This window comes from Caballeronia pedi (assembly GCF_001544915.2).
Classification (GTDB): domain Bacteria; phylum Pseudomonadota; class Gammaproteobacteria; order Burkholderiales; family Burkholderiaceae; genus Caballeronia; species Caballeronia pedi.
In genome coordinates this window covers 39,145-51,917 of sequence record NZ_FCOE02000001.1, presented here as the reverse complement: position 1 = coordinate 51,917, position 12,773 = coordinate 39,145, and the positions used below count along the sequence as shown (strand labels likewise).

The 12,773-nt window shown below is 64.8% G+C and carries 17 protein-coding genes; 4 read left to right on the top strand and 13 right to left on the bottom strand.

Features of this window, described 5'->3' with window-relative positions; all coding sequences use genetic code 11:
* Positions 1-39: 39 nt before the first annotated feature.
* From lipA to AWB80_RS00265, 3 genes are all read right to left on the bottom strand, one after another.
* A complete protein-coding gene (gene lipA, locus AWB80_RS00275) occupies positions 40-1,041 on the bottom strand; it encodes a lipoyl synthase (protein WP_061172653.1) in 1,002 nt (333 codons plus the stop codon).
* Positions 1,038-1,820 carry a lipoyl(octanoyl) transferase LipB gene (gene lipB / locus AWB80_RS00270; protein ID WP_061172652.1) on the bottom strand — a complete coding sequence of 261 codons (783 nt, stop codon included), beginning with the start codon at positions 1,818-1,820 and terminating at the stop codon, positions 1,038-1,040. The genes lipA and lipB overlap by 4 nt, the downstream gene beginning before the upstream one ends.
* Before the next feature lie 82 nt (positions 1,821-1,902).
* The gene (locus tag AWB80_RS00265) at positions 1,903-2,229 is read right to left on the bottom strand and encodes a DUF2917 domain-containing protein (protein ID WP_061173059.1); all 327 of its coding nucleotides are present in this window, start codon (positions 2,227-2,229) and stop codon (positions 1,903-1,905) included.
* A gap of 123 nt (positions 2,230-2,352) precedes the next feature.
* Between AWB80_RS00265 and AWB80_RS00260 the strand changes: the two genes are divergently transcribed.
* Complete coding sequence (locus tag AWB80_RS00260) at positions 2,353-3,306, top strand: transcriptional regulator GcvA (RefSeq protein ID WP_061172651.1); 954 nt, start codon at positions 2,353-2,355, stop codon at positions 3,304-3,306.
* Here the strand turns inward: AWB80_RS00260 and AWB80_RS00255 are convergent.
* The 3 genes from AWB80_RS00255 to AWB80_RS00245 are packed head-to-tail and all read right to left on the bottom strand — an operon-like array spanning position 3,290 to position 5,763.
* Positions 3,290-3,598, bottom strand: coding sequence for a DUF493 family protein (locus AWB80_RS00255; protein ID WP_061173058.1), 309 nt, complete (start codon positions 3,596-3,598; stop codon positions 3,290-3,292). The genes AWB80_RS00260 and AWB80_RS00255 overlap by 17 nt on opposite strands.
* Before the next feature lie 23 nt (positions 3,599-3,621).
* The gene (locus AWB80_RS00250; protein WP_061172650.1) at positions 3,622-4,533 is read right to left on the bottom strand and encodes a D-amino acid aminotransferase; all 912 of its coding nucleotides are present in this window, start codon (positions 4,531-4,533) and stop codon (positions 3,622-3,624) included.
* Between the two features lie 27 nt (positions 4,534-4,560).
* On the bottom strand, positions 4,561-5,763 hold the full coding sequence (locus tag AWB80_RS00245; RefSeq protein WP_061172649.1) for a D-alanyl-D-alanine carboxypeptidase family protein: 1,203 nt from the start codon (positions 5,761-5,763) through the stop codon (positions 4,561-4,563).
* A gap of 70 nt (positions 5,764-5,833) precedes the next feature.
* Between AWB80_RS00245 and AWB80_RS43040 the strand changes: the two genes are divergently transcribed.
* Complete coding sequence (locus AWB80_RS43040; protein WP_143327942.1) at positions 5,834-6,079, top strand: hypothetical protein; 246 nt, start codon at positions 5,834-5,836, stop codon at positions 6,077-6,079.
* A 51-nt stretch (positions 6,080-6,130) separates the two neighbouring features.
* Here the strand turns inward: AWB80_RS43040 and AWB80_RS00240 are convergent, their stop codons facing one another.
* Genes AWB80_RS00240 through AWB80_RS00210 form a run of 7 tightly spaced genes read right to left on the bottom strand, consistent with a single transcriptional unit; the run spans position 6,131 to position 12,027 of the window.
* Positions 6,131-6,757, bottom strand: coding sequence for an alpha/beta hydrolase (locus AWB80_RS00240; RefSeq protein WP_061172648.1), 627 nt, complete (start codon positions 6,755-6,757; stop codon positions 6,131-6,133).
* Positions 6,754-7,083 (bottom strand): (2Fe-2S) ferredoxin domain-containing protein, encoded by a 330-nt coding sequence (locus AWB80_RS00235; protein ID WP_061172647.1) that lies wholly within the window; start codon positions 7,081-7,083, stop codon positions 6,754-6,756. The genes AWB80_RS00240 and AWB80_RS00235 overlap by 4 nt, the downstream gene beginning before the upstream one ends.
* 57 nt (positions 7,084-7,140) lie before the next feature.
* Positions 7,141-8,313 (bottom strand): VanZ family protein, encoded by a 1,173-nt coding sequence (locus AWB80_RS00230; RefSeq protein WP_061172646.1) that lies wholly within the window; start codon positions 8,311-8,313, stop codon positions 7,141-7,143.
* 49 nt (positions 8,314-8,362) lie between these two features.
* The gene (locus tag AWB80_RS00225; RefSeq protein WP_061172645.1) at positions 8,363-8,989 is read right to left on the bottom strand and encodes an ABC-type transport auxiliary lipoprotein family protein; all 627 of its coding nucleotides are present in this window, start codon (positions 8,987-8,989) and stop codon (positions 8,363-8,365) included.
* Positions 8,990-9,007: 18 nt separating this feature from the next.
* Positions 9,008-9,967, bottom strand: coding sequence for an MlaD family protein (locus AWB80_RS00220; RefSeq protein WP_061172644.1), 960 nt, complete (start codon positions 9,965-9,967; stop codon positions 9,008-9,010).
* Positions 9,968-10,015: 48 nt separating this feature from the next.
* Positions 10,016-10,894 (bottom strand): ABC transporter ATP-binding protein, encoded by an 879-nt coding sequence (locus AWB80_RS00215; RefSeq protein WP_061172643.1) that lies wholly within the window; start codon positions 10,892-10,894, stop codon positions 10,016-10,018.
* Between the two features lie 5 nt (positions 10,895-10,899).
* Positions 10,900-12,027 carry an MlaE family ABC transporter permease gene (locus tag AWB80_RS00210; RefSeq protein WP_061172642.1) on the bottom strand — a complete coding sequence of 376 codons (1,128 nt, stop codon included), beginning with the start codon at positions 12,025-12,027 and terminating at the stop codon, positions 10,900-10,902.
* Positions 12,028-12,207: 180 nt separating this feature from the next.
* Between AWB80_RS00210 and relB the strand changes: the two genes are divergently transcribed.
* Positions 12,208-12,399, top strand: coding sequence for a type II toxin-antitoxin system RelB family antitoxin (gene relB / locus AWB80_RS00205; protein WP_061172641.1), 192 nt, complete (start codon positions 12,208-12,210; stop codon positions 12,397-12,399).
* 93 nt (positions 12,400-12,492) lie between these two features.
* Complete coding sequence (locus AWB80_RS00200) at positions 12,493-12,759, top strand: helix-turn-helix domain-containing protein (RefSeq protein WP_061172640.1); 267 nt, start codon at positions 12,493-12,495, stop codon at positions 12,757-12,759.
* Positions 12,760-12,773: the final 14 nt, after the last annotated feature.

Genomic DNA, 12,773 nt, shown 5'->3' with positions numbered 1-12,773 from the left:
CGTGGGTTTTTCCGAAAAGCAGAGCCAGCGCAAAACCGCTCAAACCACGCCCGCCCCATGCGCCTGCAGATCTGCGTGATAGCTCGAGCGCACCATCGCGCCGACCGCCGCATGCGTGAAGCCCATCTTGTACGCCTCTTCCTCGTACATCTTGAACGTATCCGGATGCACGTAAGCGCGCACCGGCAGATGGTGCTCCGACGGCTGCAGATACTGCCCGATCGTCAGCATGTCCACGTCGTGCGCGCGCAGATCGCGCATCACCTGCAGGATTTCCTCTTCCGTCTCGCCGAGACCGACCATCAGGCCCGATTTCGTCGCGACTTCCGGATGCAGCGCCTTGAAGTCCTTCAGCAGCTTCAGCGAATGGTGGTAATCCGAACCCGGGCGCGCTTCCTTGTAGAGACGCGGCACCGTTTCCAGATTGTGGTTCATCACATCGGGCGGAGCGGCGGTCAGGATGCCGATCGCGCGATCCAGCCGGCCGCGGAAGTCCGGCGTCAGAATCTCGATGCGCGTTTCCGGCGAATGCTCGCGAACGTGACGGATGCACTCGACGAAGTGCGCCGCGCCGCCATCGCGCAGATCGTCGCGATCCACCGACGTGATCACCACGTACTTCAGTTTCAGCGCGCCGATCGTGCGCGCGAGATTCAGCGGCTCTTCCGCATCGAGCGGATCGGGGCGGCCGTGGCCGACGTCGCAGAACGGGCAACGGCGCGTGCACTTGTCGCCCATGATCATGAACGTCGCGGTGCCCTTGCCGAAACATTCGCCGATGTTCGGACAGCTCGCCTCTTCGCAGACGGTATGCAGGTTGTGCTCGCGCAGGATCTGCTTGATCTCGTTGAAGCGCGAATTGCCCGTCGCCGTGCGAACGCGGATCCACTCCGGCTTCTTCAGCTTCTCGATCGGGATGACCTTGATCGGAATGCGCGACGTCTTCGCTTGCGCCTTCTGCTTGGCAGTGGCGTCGTAAGCGGTGGGCGACGGAGCAGAAGCGGCGGTATCGCCAGCCAGGTTTGCGGTTGCGTCAGTCATTCGGTCGATCCGGTTGTTGCAGCGGCAATTGCGGGGAGGCCGCCGATTTGAAGTGCCAGCCGTTCGGCCAGCACGAGAGCTACGTCGCGCCAGTCGGCTGCGACGCCGAGCGTCGCCATGTCGACTGTTTCGAGCCCCGCGTAGCCGCACGGGTTGATGGCGAGGAACGGCTGCAGGTCCATGGTCACATTCAGGCTCACGCCGTGATAGCTGCAGCCGTTGCGAATCTTGAGTCCAAGCGCGGCGATCTTCGCGCCCTGATGCAATTCGTGCAAACGAACGTTCGCGCCGTGATTTGCCTGCCGCACGGACGGTTCGGCAACGTAGATGCCGGGCGCTCCGGGCTTGCGGTCGGTCGCGAGATTATACGTCGCAAGGGTTTCGATCACGGCCTCTTCGATGCGGCGCACCAGCTCGCGCACCATCAGTTTTCGGCGACGTAAATCGATCAGAAGATACGCGACGATCTGCCCAGGCCCGTGATACGTGATCTGTCCGCCGCGATCCACCTTGACGAGCGGAATGCCGCTTCCGGCGAGCAGCAAATGGGCGGGATCGCCCGCGAGGCCCAGCGTGAAAACGGGAGGATGCTCGACGAGCCAGATTTCGTCCTGCGTCTCGGGCGTGCGCGCGTCGGTGAAAGCGCGCATTGCGTCGAAGCTCTGGCCGTACGGCTCGCGGCCGCGCCAGCGCAGCGCGACCGGAAACTCGCCGGAACTGAGCACGGTGTCGGGCGCGTAGTGGAATGCCTGTGGGACGGCGAGCGGTGTGGCGGACATGGTGCCGGTAGTTTACCGAAATCGACCCATGCCCGCCGATGGTGAATTTGCATGCCTTCGATGGCAAATTCGAATACTTGCGTCAGACGGTGCGCCATCCGGAGCGAAAACGCTGAGCCAGGCGCTCGATGCCCGTCGAAAGCCAGTGCATCGCGCGTTCGTCGCAACGCGGCAGGATCGTGAAGACGACGTAAGCGGGACGATCACCCTCGACCGACAGCCAAAGCCGCTCACGCTCGCGCAGCTTGAGATTGTCGCCGGGAACGAGCCAGTAGTCCTCGATGTCGTTGCTGCGCGTCGCCCAGACCGGGTTGCCGTGAACCATCAGGCGCGTGCCGCGCGCGATGCGCATCGGCACGGTTTCGCCGGGCTTGATTTCGAACGTGACGCTTGTTGATATTTCTCGCATGATCCACTCCGCCAAAGGAACGTTTCGATGACTACAATCCTAGGCGTGGCAAGGCATCAGGCAAAACGATCAATTTTCATCGCTATGTGAGCTGTATTGACAACGACAACGCCGACAATCCACATGGACCTCCGCCAGCTTCCCGCCTTGAACGCGTTGCGCGCCTTCGAGGCCGCCGCCCGTCACGAGAGCTTTTCCCGCGCCGCCGACGAGCTTTTCGTCACGCACGGCGCGGTCAGTCATCAGATTCGCGCGCTGGAGGCCGAACTCGGCGTGTCGCTGTTCGCGCGCGACGGCAAACGCGTGCGTCTCACCGATCGCGGCAGGCAGTACGCGGCGGAAGTGCGGGCGGCGCTCGTCGCACTGGCGGAATCGACACGCCGCATCCGTTCCGGCGATCGCGACCGGCGGCTGATCGTGTCGATGCTGTCGTCGTTTTCGGCGCGGTGGCTGACGCCGCGCGTCGGCAGGTTCATCGAAAAGCATCCGGAAGTCGATCTCGAATTGCTGTCGACGAATGCGCTCACCGACTTCAATCGCGACGACGTGGATGTCGCGATCCGCTTCGGCTACGGCAAGTACGCCGGGCTGCATGCGGAAGAATTGCTCGACGAAGTGTTCTTTCCGGCCTGCTCGCCGAATTTTCGCGGCGGCGAGTTACCGCGCGTGCCGCAGGATCTGGCGAACACGCCTCTGCTGCGTTCGGACGAAGAATTGTGGCGCCCGTGGTTCGACGCGGCCGGGCTCACGGAGCTTCCGGAGCCGAAACGCGGCGTTCTCTATGAGGATTCGTCGAATCTGCTGCAGGCGGCCATCGACGGACAGGGCATCGCGCTCGTGCGGCGCTCGCTCGCGATGCAGGAAATCATCGCGGGACGGCTCGTGCGGCTGTTCAATATCGACGGCCCGAGTCCGTGGAGGTACTACTTCGTGTGTCCGACGGCGCTTCTCCAGACGAAGCGCGTGCAGGCTTTCAGGGAATGGGTCTTCGAGGAAGCCGAGCAGTTCAGGCTGCTCTACGAGCGCACGCCGGCGGTGTGCGATGCGCCCGCGGGCAAGATCAGAGCACTACCTTGACCATCGGATGGCCGGTGAGCGCGCGATAGATATCGTCGAGATGCGCGCGATTCTGCGCGCGCACGGTACAGGTGAGGCCCGTGTAATTGCCTCCGGACGACGGCCGGGTTTCGACACGCGATGCGTCGAAATCCTTGTCGAAGGCCTTGAGCACGTCGACGATCGTCTCCTGGAATTCCGGATGCGACTTGCCCATCACCTTGATCGGGAAATCGCAGGGAAAGTCGAACAGTTCGTCGGCGCTGTGGGCGGCGGAATCGGTCGGATCGGTGGGTTGTGGCTTGTCGGACATGGCTTTCTCCTTCACTTCGCGCGTCATCTGGCGCGCGCGGCCTCTTGCGCGAATTCACGCGCCTTGGCCCGCTGGTAGGCTTCGTACAGTGCAGCATAGACCGGACCGGGGGCGCCGTCGCCGACGCTTTTTCCGTCGAGCGTCGTGATCGGCATGACTTCCTTGGTCGCGGAGCTGATCATGATTTCGTCGGCCGAACGCAGTTCGGCCTCGGTGATGTCGCGTTCCTCGAACGCAATGCCCGCTTCGCGCGCCAGTTCCTCGATGAGCCCGTAGCGGATGCCTTCCAGAATGCGCGGTCCGCGCGGCGCGCCGAGCAGCGTGCCGCCCTTCACGACCCACACGTTCGACGACGAACCTTCCGTCAGCAAACCGTCACGCAACTGGATGGTTTCGAGCGCGTCGTTTTCGGCGGCGTGCTGCGCCATCAGCACGTTGCCGAGCAGCGACACCGATTTGATGTCGCAATGCAGCCAGCGCTTGTCTTCGGCGGTCACGGCCACCGCGCCGCGCGCGCGATCCGCCACGCTCGGAAACACGAGCTGGCCGAGCATGAGGAACACGGTCGGCGTGATGCCCGCCGGAAACGCATGCCCGCGCCGCTTCGCGACGCCGCGCGTGACCTGAATGTAGACGAGCGCGTCGCCGTTGCCGGCGTTTTCCTGAATCACGCGATCGATCAGCGCGCGCCAGCCGGCTTCGTCGAACGGATTGTCGATGCAGATCTTGCCGAGACTGCGATTGAGCCGCGCGAGATGCTGCTTGAGGCGGAACGGCAGGCGCGCGCCATCGGCTTGCGCGTAGAGCGGCACGACTTCATACACGCCGTCGCCGAAGATGAACCCGCGGTCGAGCACGGGAATGCGCGCTTCGGAAAGCGGTCCCCACTCGCCGTTCAGGTAGACCGTCGGATCGAAAACTTCGGCTTGACTCATCGGAACCGCTCCCTTTCAGACAATCGATTACTTGCGCTTTTGCCACCACAACAGCGCCGAATCCCACAGGCGGCCGAAGATACCGGCTTCCGGCACGTCCTGCAGCGCGACGAGCGGGAACTGCGCGACTTCCTTGCCGTCCGCCATCATCTTGACGGTGCCGATCTGCTGGCCCTTCTTGATCGGCGCGACGAGCAGGTCGCTGTGCGTGACGGTCGGCTTGACCTTCTCGCCCAGGCCCTTCGGCACGGTGATGTACTGGTCGGTCGTGACGCCCGCCTGCACGCTGTCGGCCGTGCCCTTGTACACGCGCGGCGAGTCGACCACCTGGTCCGCCTTGTACAGGCGCAACGCGTCGTACGCGGTATAGCCGTAGTTCAGCATTTTCAGGCTGTCCTGCACGCGGTTGTGCTCTTTCGGCTCGCCCATCATCACGGCGACGAGACGGCGTTTCGCGTCAGGCATGCCGGCGAGCGGACGCTGCGCGGTGGCGATCAGGCAGTAGCCCGCGGCCTTGGTGTGGCCGGTCTTGAGACCGTCGACGGTCGGATCGAGCCACAGCAGGCGGTTGCGGTTCGGCTGCTTGATCTTGTTGTACGTGAAATCCTTCACCGAGAAGATGCTGTAGTACTCGGGGAAGTCGCGGATCAGCCGCGTGGACAGCACGGCGAGATCGCCGGCGGTCGTGTAATGCTGCGGATCGGGCATGCCGTTCACATCGGCGAAATTCGTGTGCTTCATGCCGATGCGCTTCGCGGCCGCGTTCATCAGCGTCACGAAGTTGCCTTCGCTGCCGCCGACGAGCTCCGCGAGCGCGATAGCCGCGTCGTTGCCCGACTGCACGATCATGCCGTAGACGAGATCGTGCACGGTCACCGGCTTGTTCGCCTCGATGAACATGCGCGACTCGTCCGTGCGCACGCGGCGCACGGCCTCGCTCGGCATGACAGTCTGATCCATGTTGATCTTCTTCGACTTCAGCGCGTCGAAGACGAGATACGCGGTCATCAGCTTGGTGAGCGACGCCGGTTCGACGCGCTCATCGGGATTGCCGGACGCGAGCACCTGATTGCTGGTGGCGTCGACTAGCACCCACGAGCGTGCGGTTACGTCGGGCGGCGGAACCTGAGCGAAAGCGCTCGCTGCCGCCAGCAAGGCGGGCAGAACGAAAGCGGCTTTGGCGGAAACAGAAATGGAAGGAAGAGACAGGCCGGAAGGGACAAAGCGCATAGGATCGATCGGCGGAAAAAGCAGGCTGCGACGACGGCGATCTGGGATCGGAAGATCGGCGGAGCACGGGTTGAACAGGCAGACCGTCGCTGCTGGTCGGGCTTTTCGCCATGACAGCGGCGCGCGCGGCACCGCGGCAAAAAGCGCTCGTTCGACAGACGGATGCGAAAACGGTTCTCGGAAGCCGGGTTTCGAAGACCGCGAGATGCTCGACTACAGCTTCGCGCGGCCTGAAACAGCGAAAAAATTCTGCGCCATTATACGCGTCGGGCGCGTCCGGTTTCCTTTGAATCTGCGCGGTTCACGCCCGTTTTAACGTTTTTCAGGCGACGCTTAGCCGGCTTTACCGATCGATCGGGGAAACGGCTCAGCGCCACGCGTCGACGATCACGCGCTTGAGAATATGCAGCTTGCGATGGAAGAAGTGCTCGCCGCCCGGAATCACGACCACCGGCAATTCCTGCGGCCGCGCCCAGTCGTAGACGGATTGAATCGGCACGGTCTCGTCCACTTCGCCGTGAATCACGAGCGTGGTGTCGGGCACGGGCGCGACTTCCCAGCGGCTCGCCGCCGTGCCGACGAACACCATGCGCTCGATGTCCTTGCCCGCATCGAGCATGCGCTTGGCGACATGCGACAGCACGAAGGTGCCGAACGAAAAGCCCGCGAGCACGATCGGCACGTCGGCCTGGCCGGGCTGCGCGCGCATGTGGTCGATCAGCGCGAGCAGGTCCTCCTGTTCGCCGATGCCGTTGTCATGCTCGCCGCCCGTTTCGCCGACGCCGCGAAAATTCGAGCGATACGTCACGTAGCCGAGCTGGACCATGGTGCGCGCGAGCGTCTGCGCGACCTTGTTGTCCATCGTGCCGCCGAACAGCGGATGCGGATGCGCGACGAGCGCGATACCGCGCGGCGTTGCATCGGGGCGGTCGAGCGCGCATTCGATCTTGCCGACCGGCCCGTCGATCAGGAATTTTTCGGTTTGCGCGTTCATGCCGGTTGATCGATCAGAAGACGTTCGACGATTTTGCCGTTGGCCAGATGCGAATCGACGATTTCGTCGATGTCGGTTTCATCGATATACGTGTACCACGTGCCTTCCGGATACACGACGACGACCGGCCCCAGCTCGCAGCGGTCGAGACAGCCCGCCTTGTTGATGCGCACCTTGCCGTCGCCCGCGAGGCCCAGTTGCTTCACGCGCTTCTTCGCGTACTCCTGCATGGCCTGCGCGTTGCAGTTCGCGCAACTCGGGCGCGGCGCATCGGCGTCGCGCTGATTCAGGCAGAAAAACACGTGGTACTTGTAGAAGGAATCCATGAGCGGGTGCAATGAGAAGTGTCGGTCGATTATAGCGAGCGATGTTCGTGCCCGCCCTCACCCGCCGCCGTCGACTCGCCTCGCGCGCCGCCGCGCGAGCCACGCGCGCTCCGCCGCCGATGCGAGCCAGCCGAGCGCCGCGTACGGCCACACCCACGCGAGCCAGTGCGCAAGCCCGTTGAAATGCAGATAGCGTCCCTGCCGCCAGTCGGCGAGCACGATGTCGAAATAAGGGTTCACCGGCAGCAGATTGACGAGCGCAAGCGAGACGACCAGCGCCGCGCCCGCGAGCGCCGCCCGCAAGCCGCGCGGCAGCGACACCGACAGCACGCCCGCGAGCGTCGCGAGCGCGATGCCTTCGAGCGCGCCGTCGGTCGCCCAGTCGAAGGTCAGGCCCGCGCGCGATTGCAGGAAGGTCGCGCCCGCTTTCGCGAACAGCGTGATCGCGATGAGACCGAGCATCAGCCGGATGCGCGGCGCGCGCTTGCGCGTGAGCAGCGTCAAAAGCACGAGCGCCGCGAATAGAGCCGTGGAGGTGATGAGCGCTTCCCACGCGTCGTCGGGCAAGAGCGCGCCGAGCCGGTCCGGCCAGCTTTCGACATCCCACGAAACGGGCGTCCACGCGAGAATCGCGTCCTGCATCGACGGGTCGAGTTCGTCCCACAACACGCGCGGCAAGTCGCCGCCGCCGAACAGATACGGCGCGGGGAACATCGCCGCGAACGGCCACAGCGCCGATAGTCCGATGACATATGCCGCATCGCGCTCGAACCACGTGAAGCGGATGCGCCGCAGCACGCCCCGGTCGAGCAGCGCGCTCGTCGCGGGCGCGACCAGCACGCCGCCAAGGAGCGCGCCGAACGCATTGGCGGCGAGATCGAGGTTGGAGGCGACGCGTGTAGGCAAATACGTCTGAATCGCCTCCATCGTGCCGGAGAGCAACGCGCCGCCGAAGAGCGCCGCGCACACGGCGAGCGTGCCGCGAAAGCGCGGATACAGCGCGAGCACGATCAACACGCCGAGCGGCATGTAGCCGAGCACGTTAGTGACGACATCGAAGGCGGTCAGGTATTGCGGCAGCGGATCGAGGAGATACGCGAACGGGCTCAGGCCCAGCGAACGCCAGCCGGAAAACGGATAGAGCGAGCCATACACGACGAGCGCCGCGTACGCGGCGAGCGCCTGCCGGGAAAACGCCGACGGGCGGCGCTGCCATTGCTTGATCGTCATGAGCCGCCCGGGCGCCTCCTTGCTGGGCGGTTGATGAAACTGCCGAAGGTCATCGCGATGCGGTCAGCGGTTGTGCGGCGAGCCACGCGGAAAGTTGCGCGATCACATCGTCCGATGCGGCGGCGAGCGCCCGCGCGCCACCGGCTGCGTCGGCGCTCGGCGCGGGCGCGCTCGCGGCAAAGCTGCGCTGGCCGACCACGCGGCCTTGCTGCGTGAGCGTCGCGCGCACGGACACGAGGCCGTGGCTTTGCTCGGGCGCGTCGAAGACCTGTTCGAAGCCCGTCAGCTCGACTTCGAGCAGCGGCACGGCGCGCACCGGATCGGCGCCCGAGAGAATCGGGCCGCGCGCCGCGAGCGCTTCGCGCAGACGCTGCGTCAGGAGTTGCGCGGGCGGCATCGTCCAGTGGCTGTTCGAATAGCTGCCGGTGCGCTGCGCATCGACATAACTGAGGCGAAACGCGAACGCGTCGGTTTCCAGGCTGCGCGGCGCGGCCACGGCGAGCACCTTCACAGGCGGCGTCGGCGCGACGTTGGCCGTTCCGTCCGTCACAGGCGCCGCACCGAGGTCGTAGCGCGCGTTGGGCATCACGGTCGAGGTCGATCCGCAGCCCGCGAGCATCGTGACGCAGGTTAGCGCGAACGCCGCGGCCGCTACTTTCATGTCGATCTTTGCCATGTCGTTCTCTCGATTCGATCAATGCGCGGCTTTCGCGGGCCACGTGAAGCCCGGCTCGCCCGGCCCCGGCTCCTTCTGCGGCGCGCCGAAGAGCACGCTGCGCGGATTGGTGCTGAACGCGTCGGCGGCCCGATCGACCGAGCGGGCGGCCGCGCTCACGTCGTCGCCGAACGAGTAGAAGCGCGGCAGCGCCTCGAAGCCGACGCGCGCCGTCACGAAGCGCAGCGACTCGTTCATGTCGGCGAGCGCCGCGCCTGCGTCTTCCGCGGCCTTGCCCGCCTTGTTCAGATTGGTGAACAACGGGCCATCCGGACGATTCAGGTTCTGCACGAGCTGATTGGTCGAGGCGAGCGTGGTGTTGATCTGCTTGAGCGTCTGCGGCAACTGCGCCGTCGTGGGCTGAACCTGGCTCGCGAGCGTCGCGATGCCGTCAGCGGCGCCCTGCAAGCTCTTCGTGGTCGCCATGAGCTGATCGCGCACGTCGTCGGAGAGGAACTTGTCGGCGTCGTCCGCGAGGCGCTCGAACTTGCGCAGGATCACGTCGCCGCGCTGCTGCAACTGCTCGAACAGGCCCGGGCGCATCGGCACTTCGGCGATGTGCTGCGGCGACGACGCCAGCGCTTCCGTGTCCTTGCCGGTGTCGTCGAGCTGCACGAACGCGATGCCCGTCACGCCCTGAAAGCCGAGTGTCGCGTAGGTGGAGTGCGTCATCGGCGCGTTTTTATCGACCAGAATGCGGATGCGGATCTGCCCCGGATGCGACTTGTCGAAGCTGATCGACTGCACCTTGCCGACGCCCAGGCCGCGATAACGCACGGCCGCGTCCGTGAACAGCCCGGTGACATTGGTGCGGGCGATCAGATCGTACGGCACGCGCACGGTGCGATCCACGTTGAAGAAGAACACGGCGAACGCGATGGCCAGCACGAGGGCGATCGTGAAAAGCCCAGTCCAGAACGCATGTGATTTGTTTTCCATCGGCGGGTTCCTTTGACTTCCTGGCGGCGTCGGCGGCGGGTCGTGCGGCTATTTGCTGACGGTGATCCGCGCGTCCTCCAGCGCGGCCGGCGGCAGCTTCGCGCGACGCTCGGGCGGCAGGGCCTGCAACGCGCGCCGCCCACGCCGTCCGAGAAAATACTCGCGGATGAACGGATGGTCCACCGCGCACGCTTCCTCCACGGGCGCAGCGACCAGCACGCGCCGCTCCGCCAGCACGGCGACGCGCGTGGAGAGCGCGACCATCGTATCCAGATCGTGCGTGACCAGGACGACGGTCAGCCCGAGCGCGCGATGCAGCGTCGCGATCAGATCGACGAATTCGTCCGACGCCTTCGGATCGAGACCGGCGGTGGGTTCGTCGAGAAACAGCAGTTCGGGCTCGAGCGCGATCGCCCGCGCGATGCCCACGCGCTTGACCATCCCGCCCGACAGCGCCGAGGGCATCTTGCTCGCGTGTTTGCACGACAGCCCGACCATCTCCAGCTTCAACATCACGAACTCGCGGATCAGATCCTCGGGAATCTTGCCGAGTTCGCGAAACGGCTGCGCGATGTTGTCGTACACGGTCAGCGACGAGAACAGCGCGCCCTGCTGGAACATCATGCCGGAGCGCGTGCGCAGCATCTTCGCGGTTTCCTCGTCCATTTGCGCCCATTCCTCGCCGAGCACGTGAATGGTGCCCGAGGTCGGCGATTCCAGCCCGAGCATCTGCCGCACGAGCGTGGTCTTGCCCGAGCCCGAACCGCCCAGCAGTGCGACGATCTCGCCGCGCCGCACGTCCAGATTCAGATGCTCGTGGATCACCGTGCGCCCGTAGCGCTTGGTGAGATCGCGCACTTCGATCACCGGTTCCGCGATGACGGGCGGCGGCTGATGGCGAACGGCGGTGGCGAGCGTGGTCGACATGGCGGTCAGAGTCCGACGTTCTGAAACAGGATCGCGAACACGGCGTCCGCGAGAATGACGATGGTGATCGACGTGACGACGGAGGTCGTGGTGCCTTCGCCGAGACTCTGCGAATTCGCCTTGATACGAAAGCCGAAATGACACGCCGCGAGCGCGATCAGCATGCCGAACACGACGCCCTTGCCGAGCCCGATCCACAGATTCGCGATCGGCACGACCGACGGCAGCGAGCGAATGAAGAAGTTCATGTCGATCGACAGCACGAGCTTCGCCGCGAGCGCGCCGCCCGTCAACGCGATGATGTTGGTCCACATGACGAGCAGCGGCATCGCGATGCCGAGCGCGATCACGCGCGGCAGCACGAGTCGCAGGCCGTGCGGAATGCCCATCACCTGCATCGCGTCGAGTTCCTCGGTGACGCGCATCACGCCGATCTGCGCGGTGATCGCGGAGCCGGAGCGCCCAGCGACGAGAATCGCCGAGAGCACCGGGCCGAGCTCGCGGATCACCGACAGCCCGAGAATGTTCACGATGTACTGGTTCGCGCCGAACGCCTGCAACTGTTGCGCGGACAGATAACTCAGCACGATGCCGATCAGGAACGCGACGAGCGCGGTGATCGCGAGCGCTTGCGCGCCCGCGCTATAGATGTTCGCGGAGATTTCCGTCCACGGGATTCGCTGCGGACGCCGAACGAGCCCGAAGAGATCGAGCATGAAGCCGCCGAACAGTGCGAGGCCGCCGTAGAGATGATCGAAGAACGTGAAGATCAGCTGACCGAGACGCGTGACCGGATCGACGCGGTCGATGGGCTCGGGTTCCTCGCGCTCGGCATCGAGCAGCGCGACGCGCTCGAAGATTTCGCGTTGAGTGTCGGACAGCGCGATGGTCGCGGGCATCTTTCGGCCCCAGACCCGCCAGAGCGCCTGCCCGCCGACGTGATCGAGCCGCTCGACGGACAACAGATCCCACTGGCTGATCGCTTCGCGCCCGATGGCGCGCAGCCGCCGCGTGACGCCGCTCTTCGCGCGGTCGCGGGCGAGCGCGAGCGCGGTCCACTGGCCCGAGAGCCGGACCACCTTGCCCTGCTGACCAGCTTCCACCCGTAGGCGCGGCGGCGTGTCGAAGTCCAAGGATCGATGGCGCGATGAGACGCGGTTAATGGGGAGAGGACATTGTAGCGAAGTGTGTCGCGGGGGCGGGGATGGTGGCGCGGCGCGATGGGTTTGAGCGCGGCAAGATCGGAATTTCCGGGTTGCGGTGCGCTTGAGTCATTGCGCTATCATGGTTTGAACAGTTCCGGAGCAAACCAAATGGATGGAAGACTGGACCCGCTCATTTCCGAGTTCGAAACGCTTGAAGACGCCGAACTTTACGACAAATGGTTCCGCGCCGAGGTCGAAGCCTCGCTGTCGGAGCCGGCTCCATCGATCCCGCATGATCAGGTGTTCGCGGAAATGGACGCCCTGATAGCGACGAAACGGAAGGCGCGGAATGCTCGTTGACTGGCGGCCACGCGCCCGTAGGCTTCGGATCGCATCACCGTTCTGAATGTACTGCACGCGCGCCTACGGTATCCAACGAATAAAAATCACTGAATGACCCAAGCACAATCCGAATTTGAACTAGGGCATCGCTCGCTGCCGAACAGCGACGGCCTCGCCCAGCTGCAAAACGCGTTCCGTCGGGCGCGCGCGGACGCCGGACTGACGTATGCGCAAATTGCCGAACGCATGGGCACGACCCCTTCCGCCGTTGTCCGGCTCGAAGCGTCGATCGTCAGCAAGAGGCACTCGCCGACGCTCGACGCCTTGCGCAGATACGCAGCAGCCTGCGGCAAGACGCTGCGGATCTCGATCGTGTGACTCGCCGGCAGGTG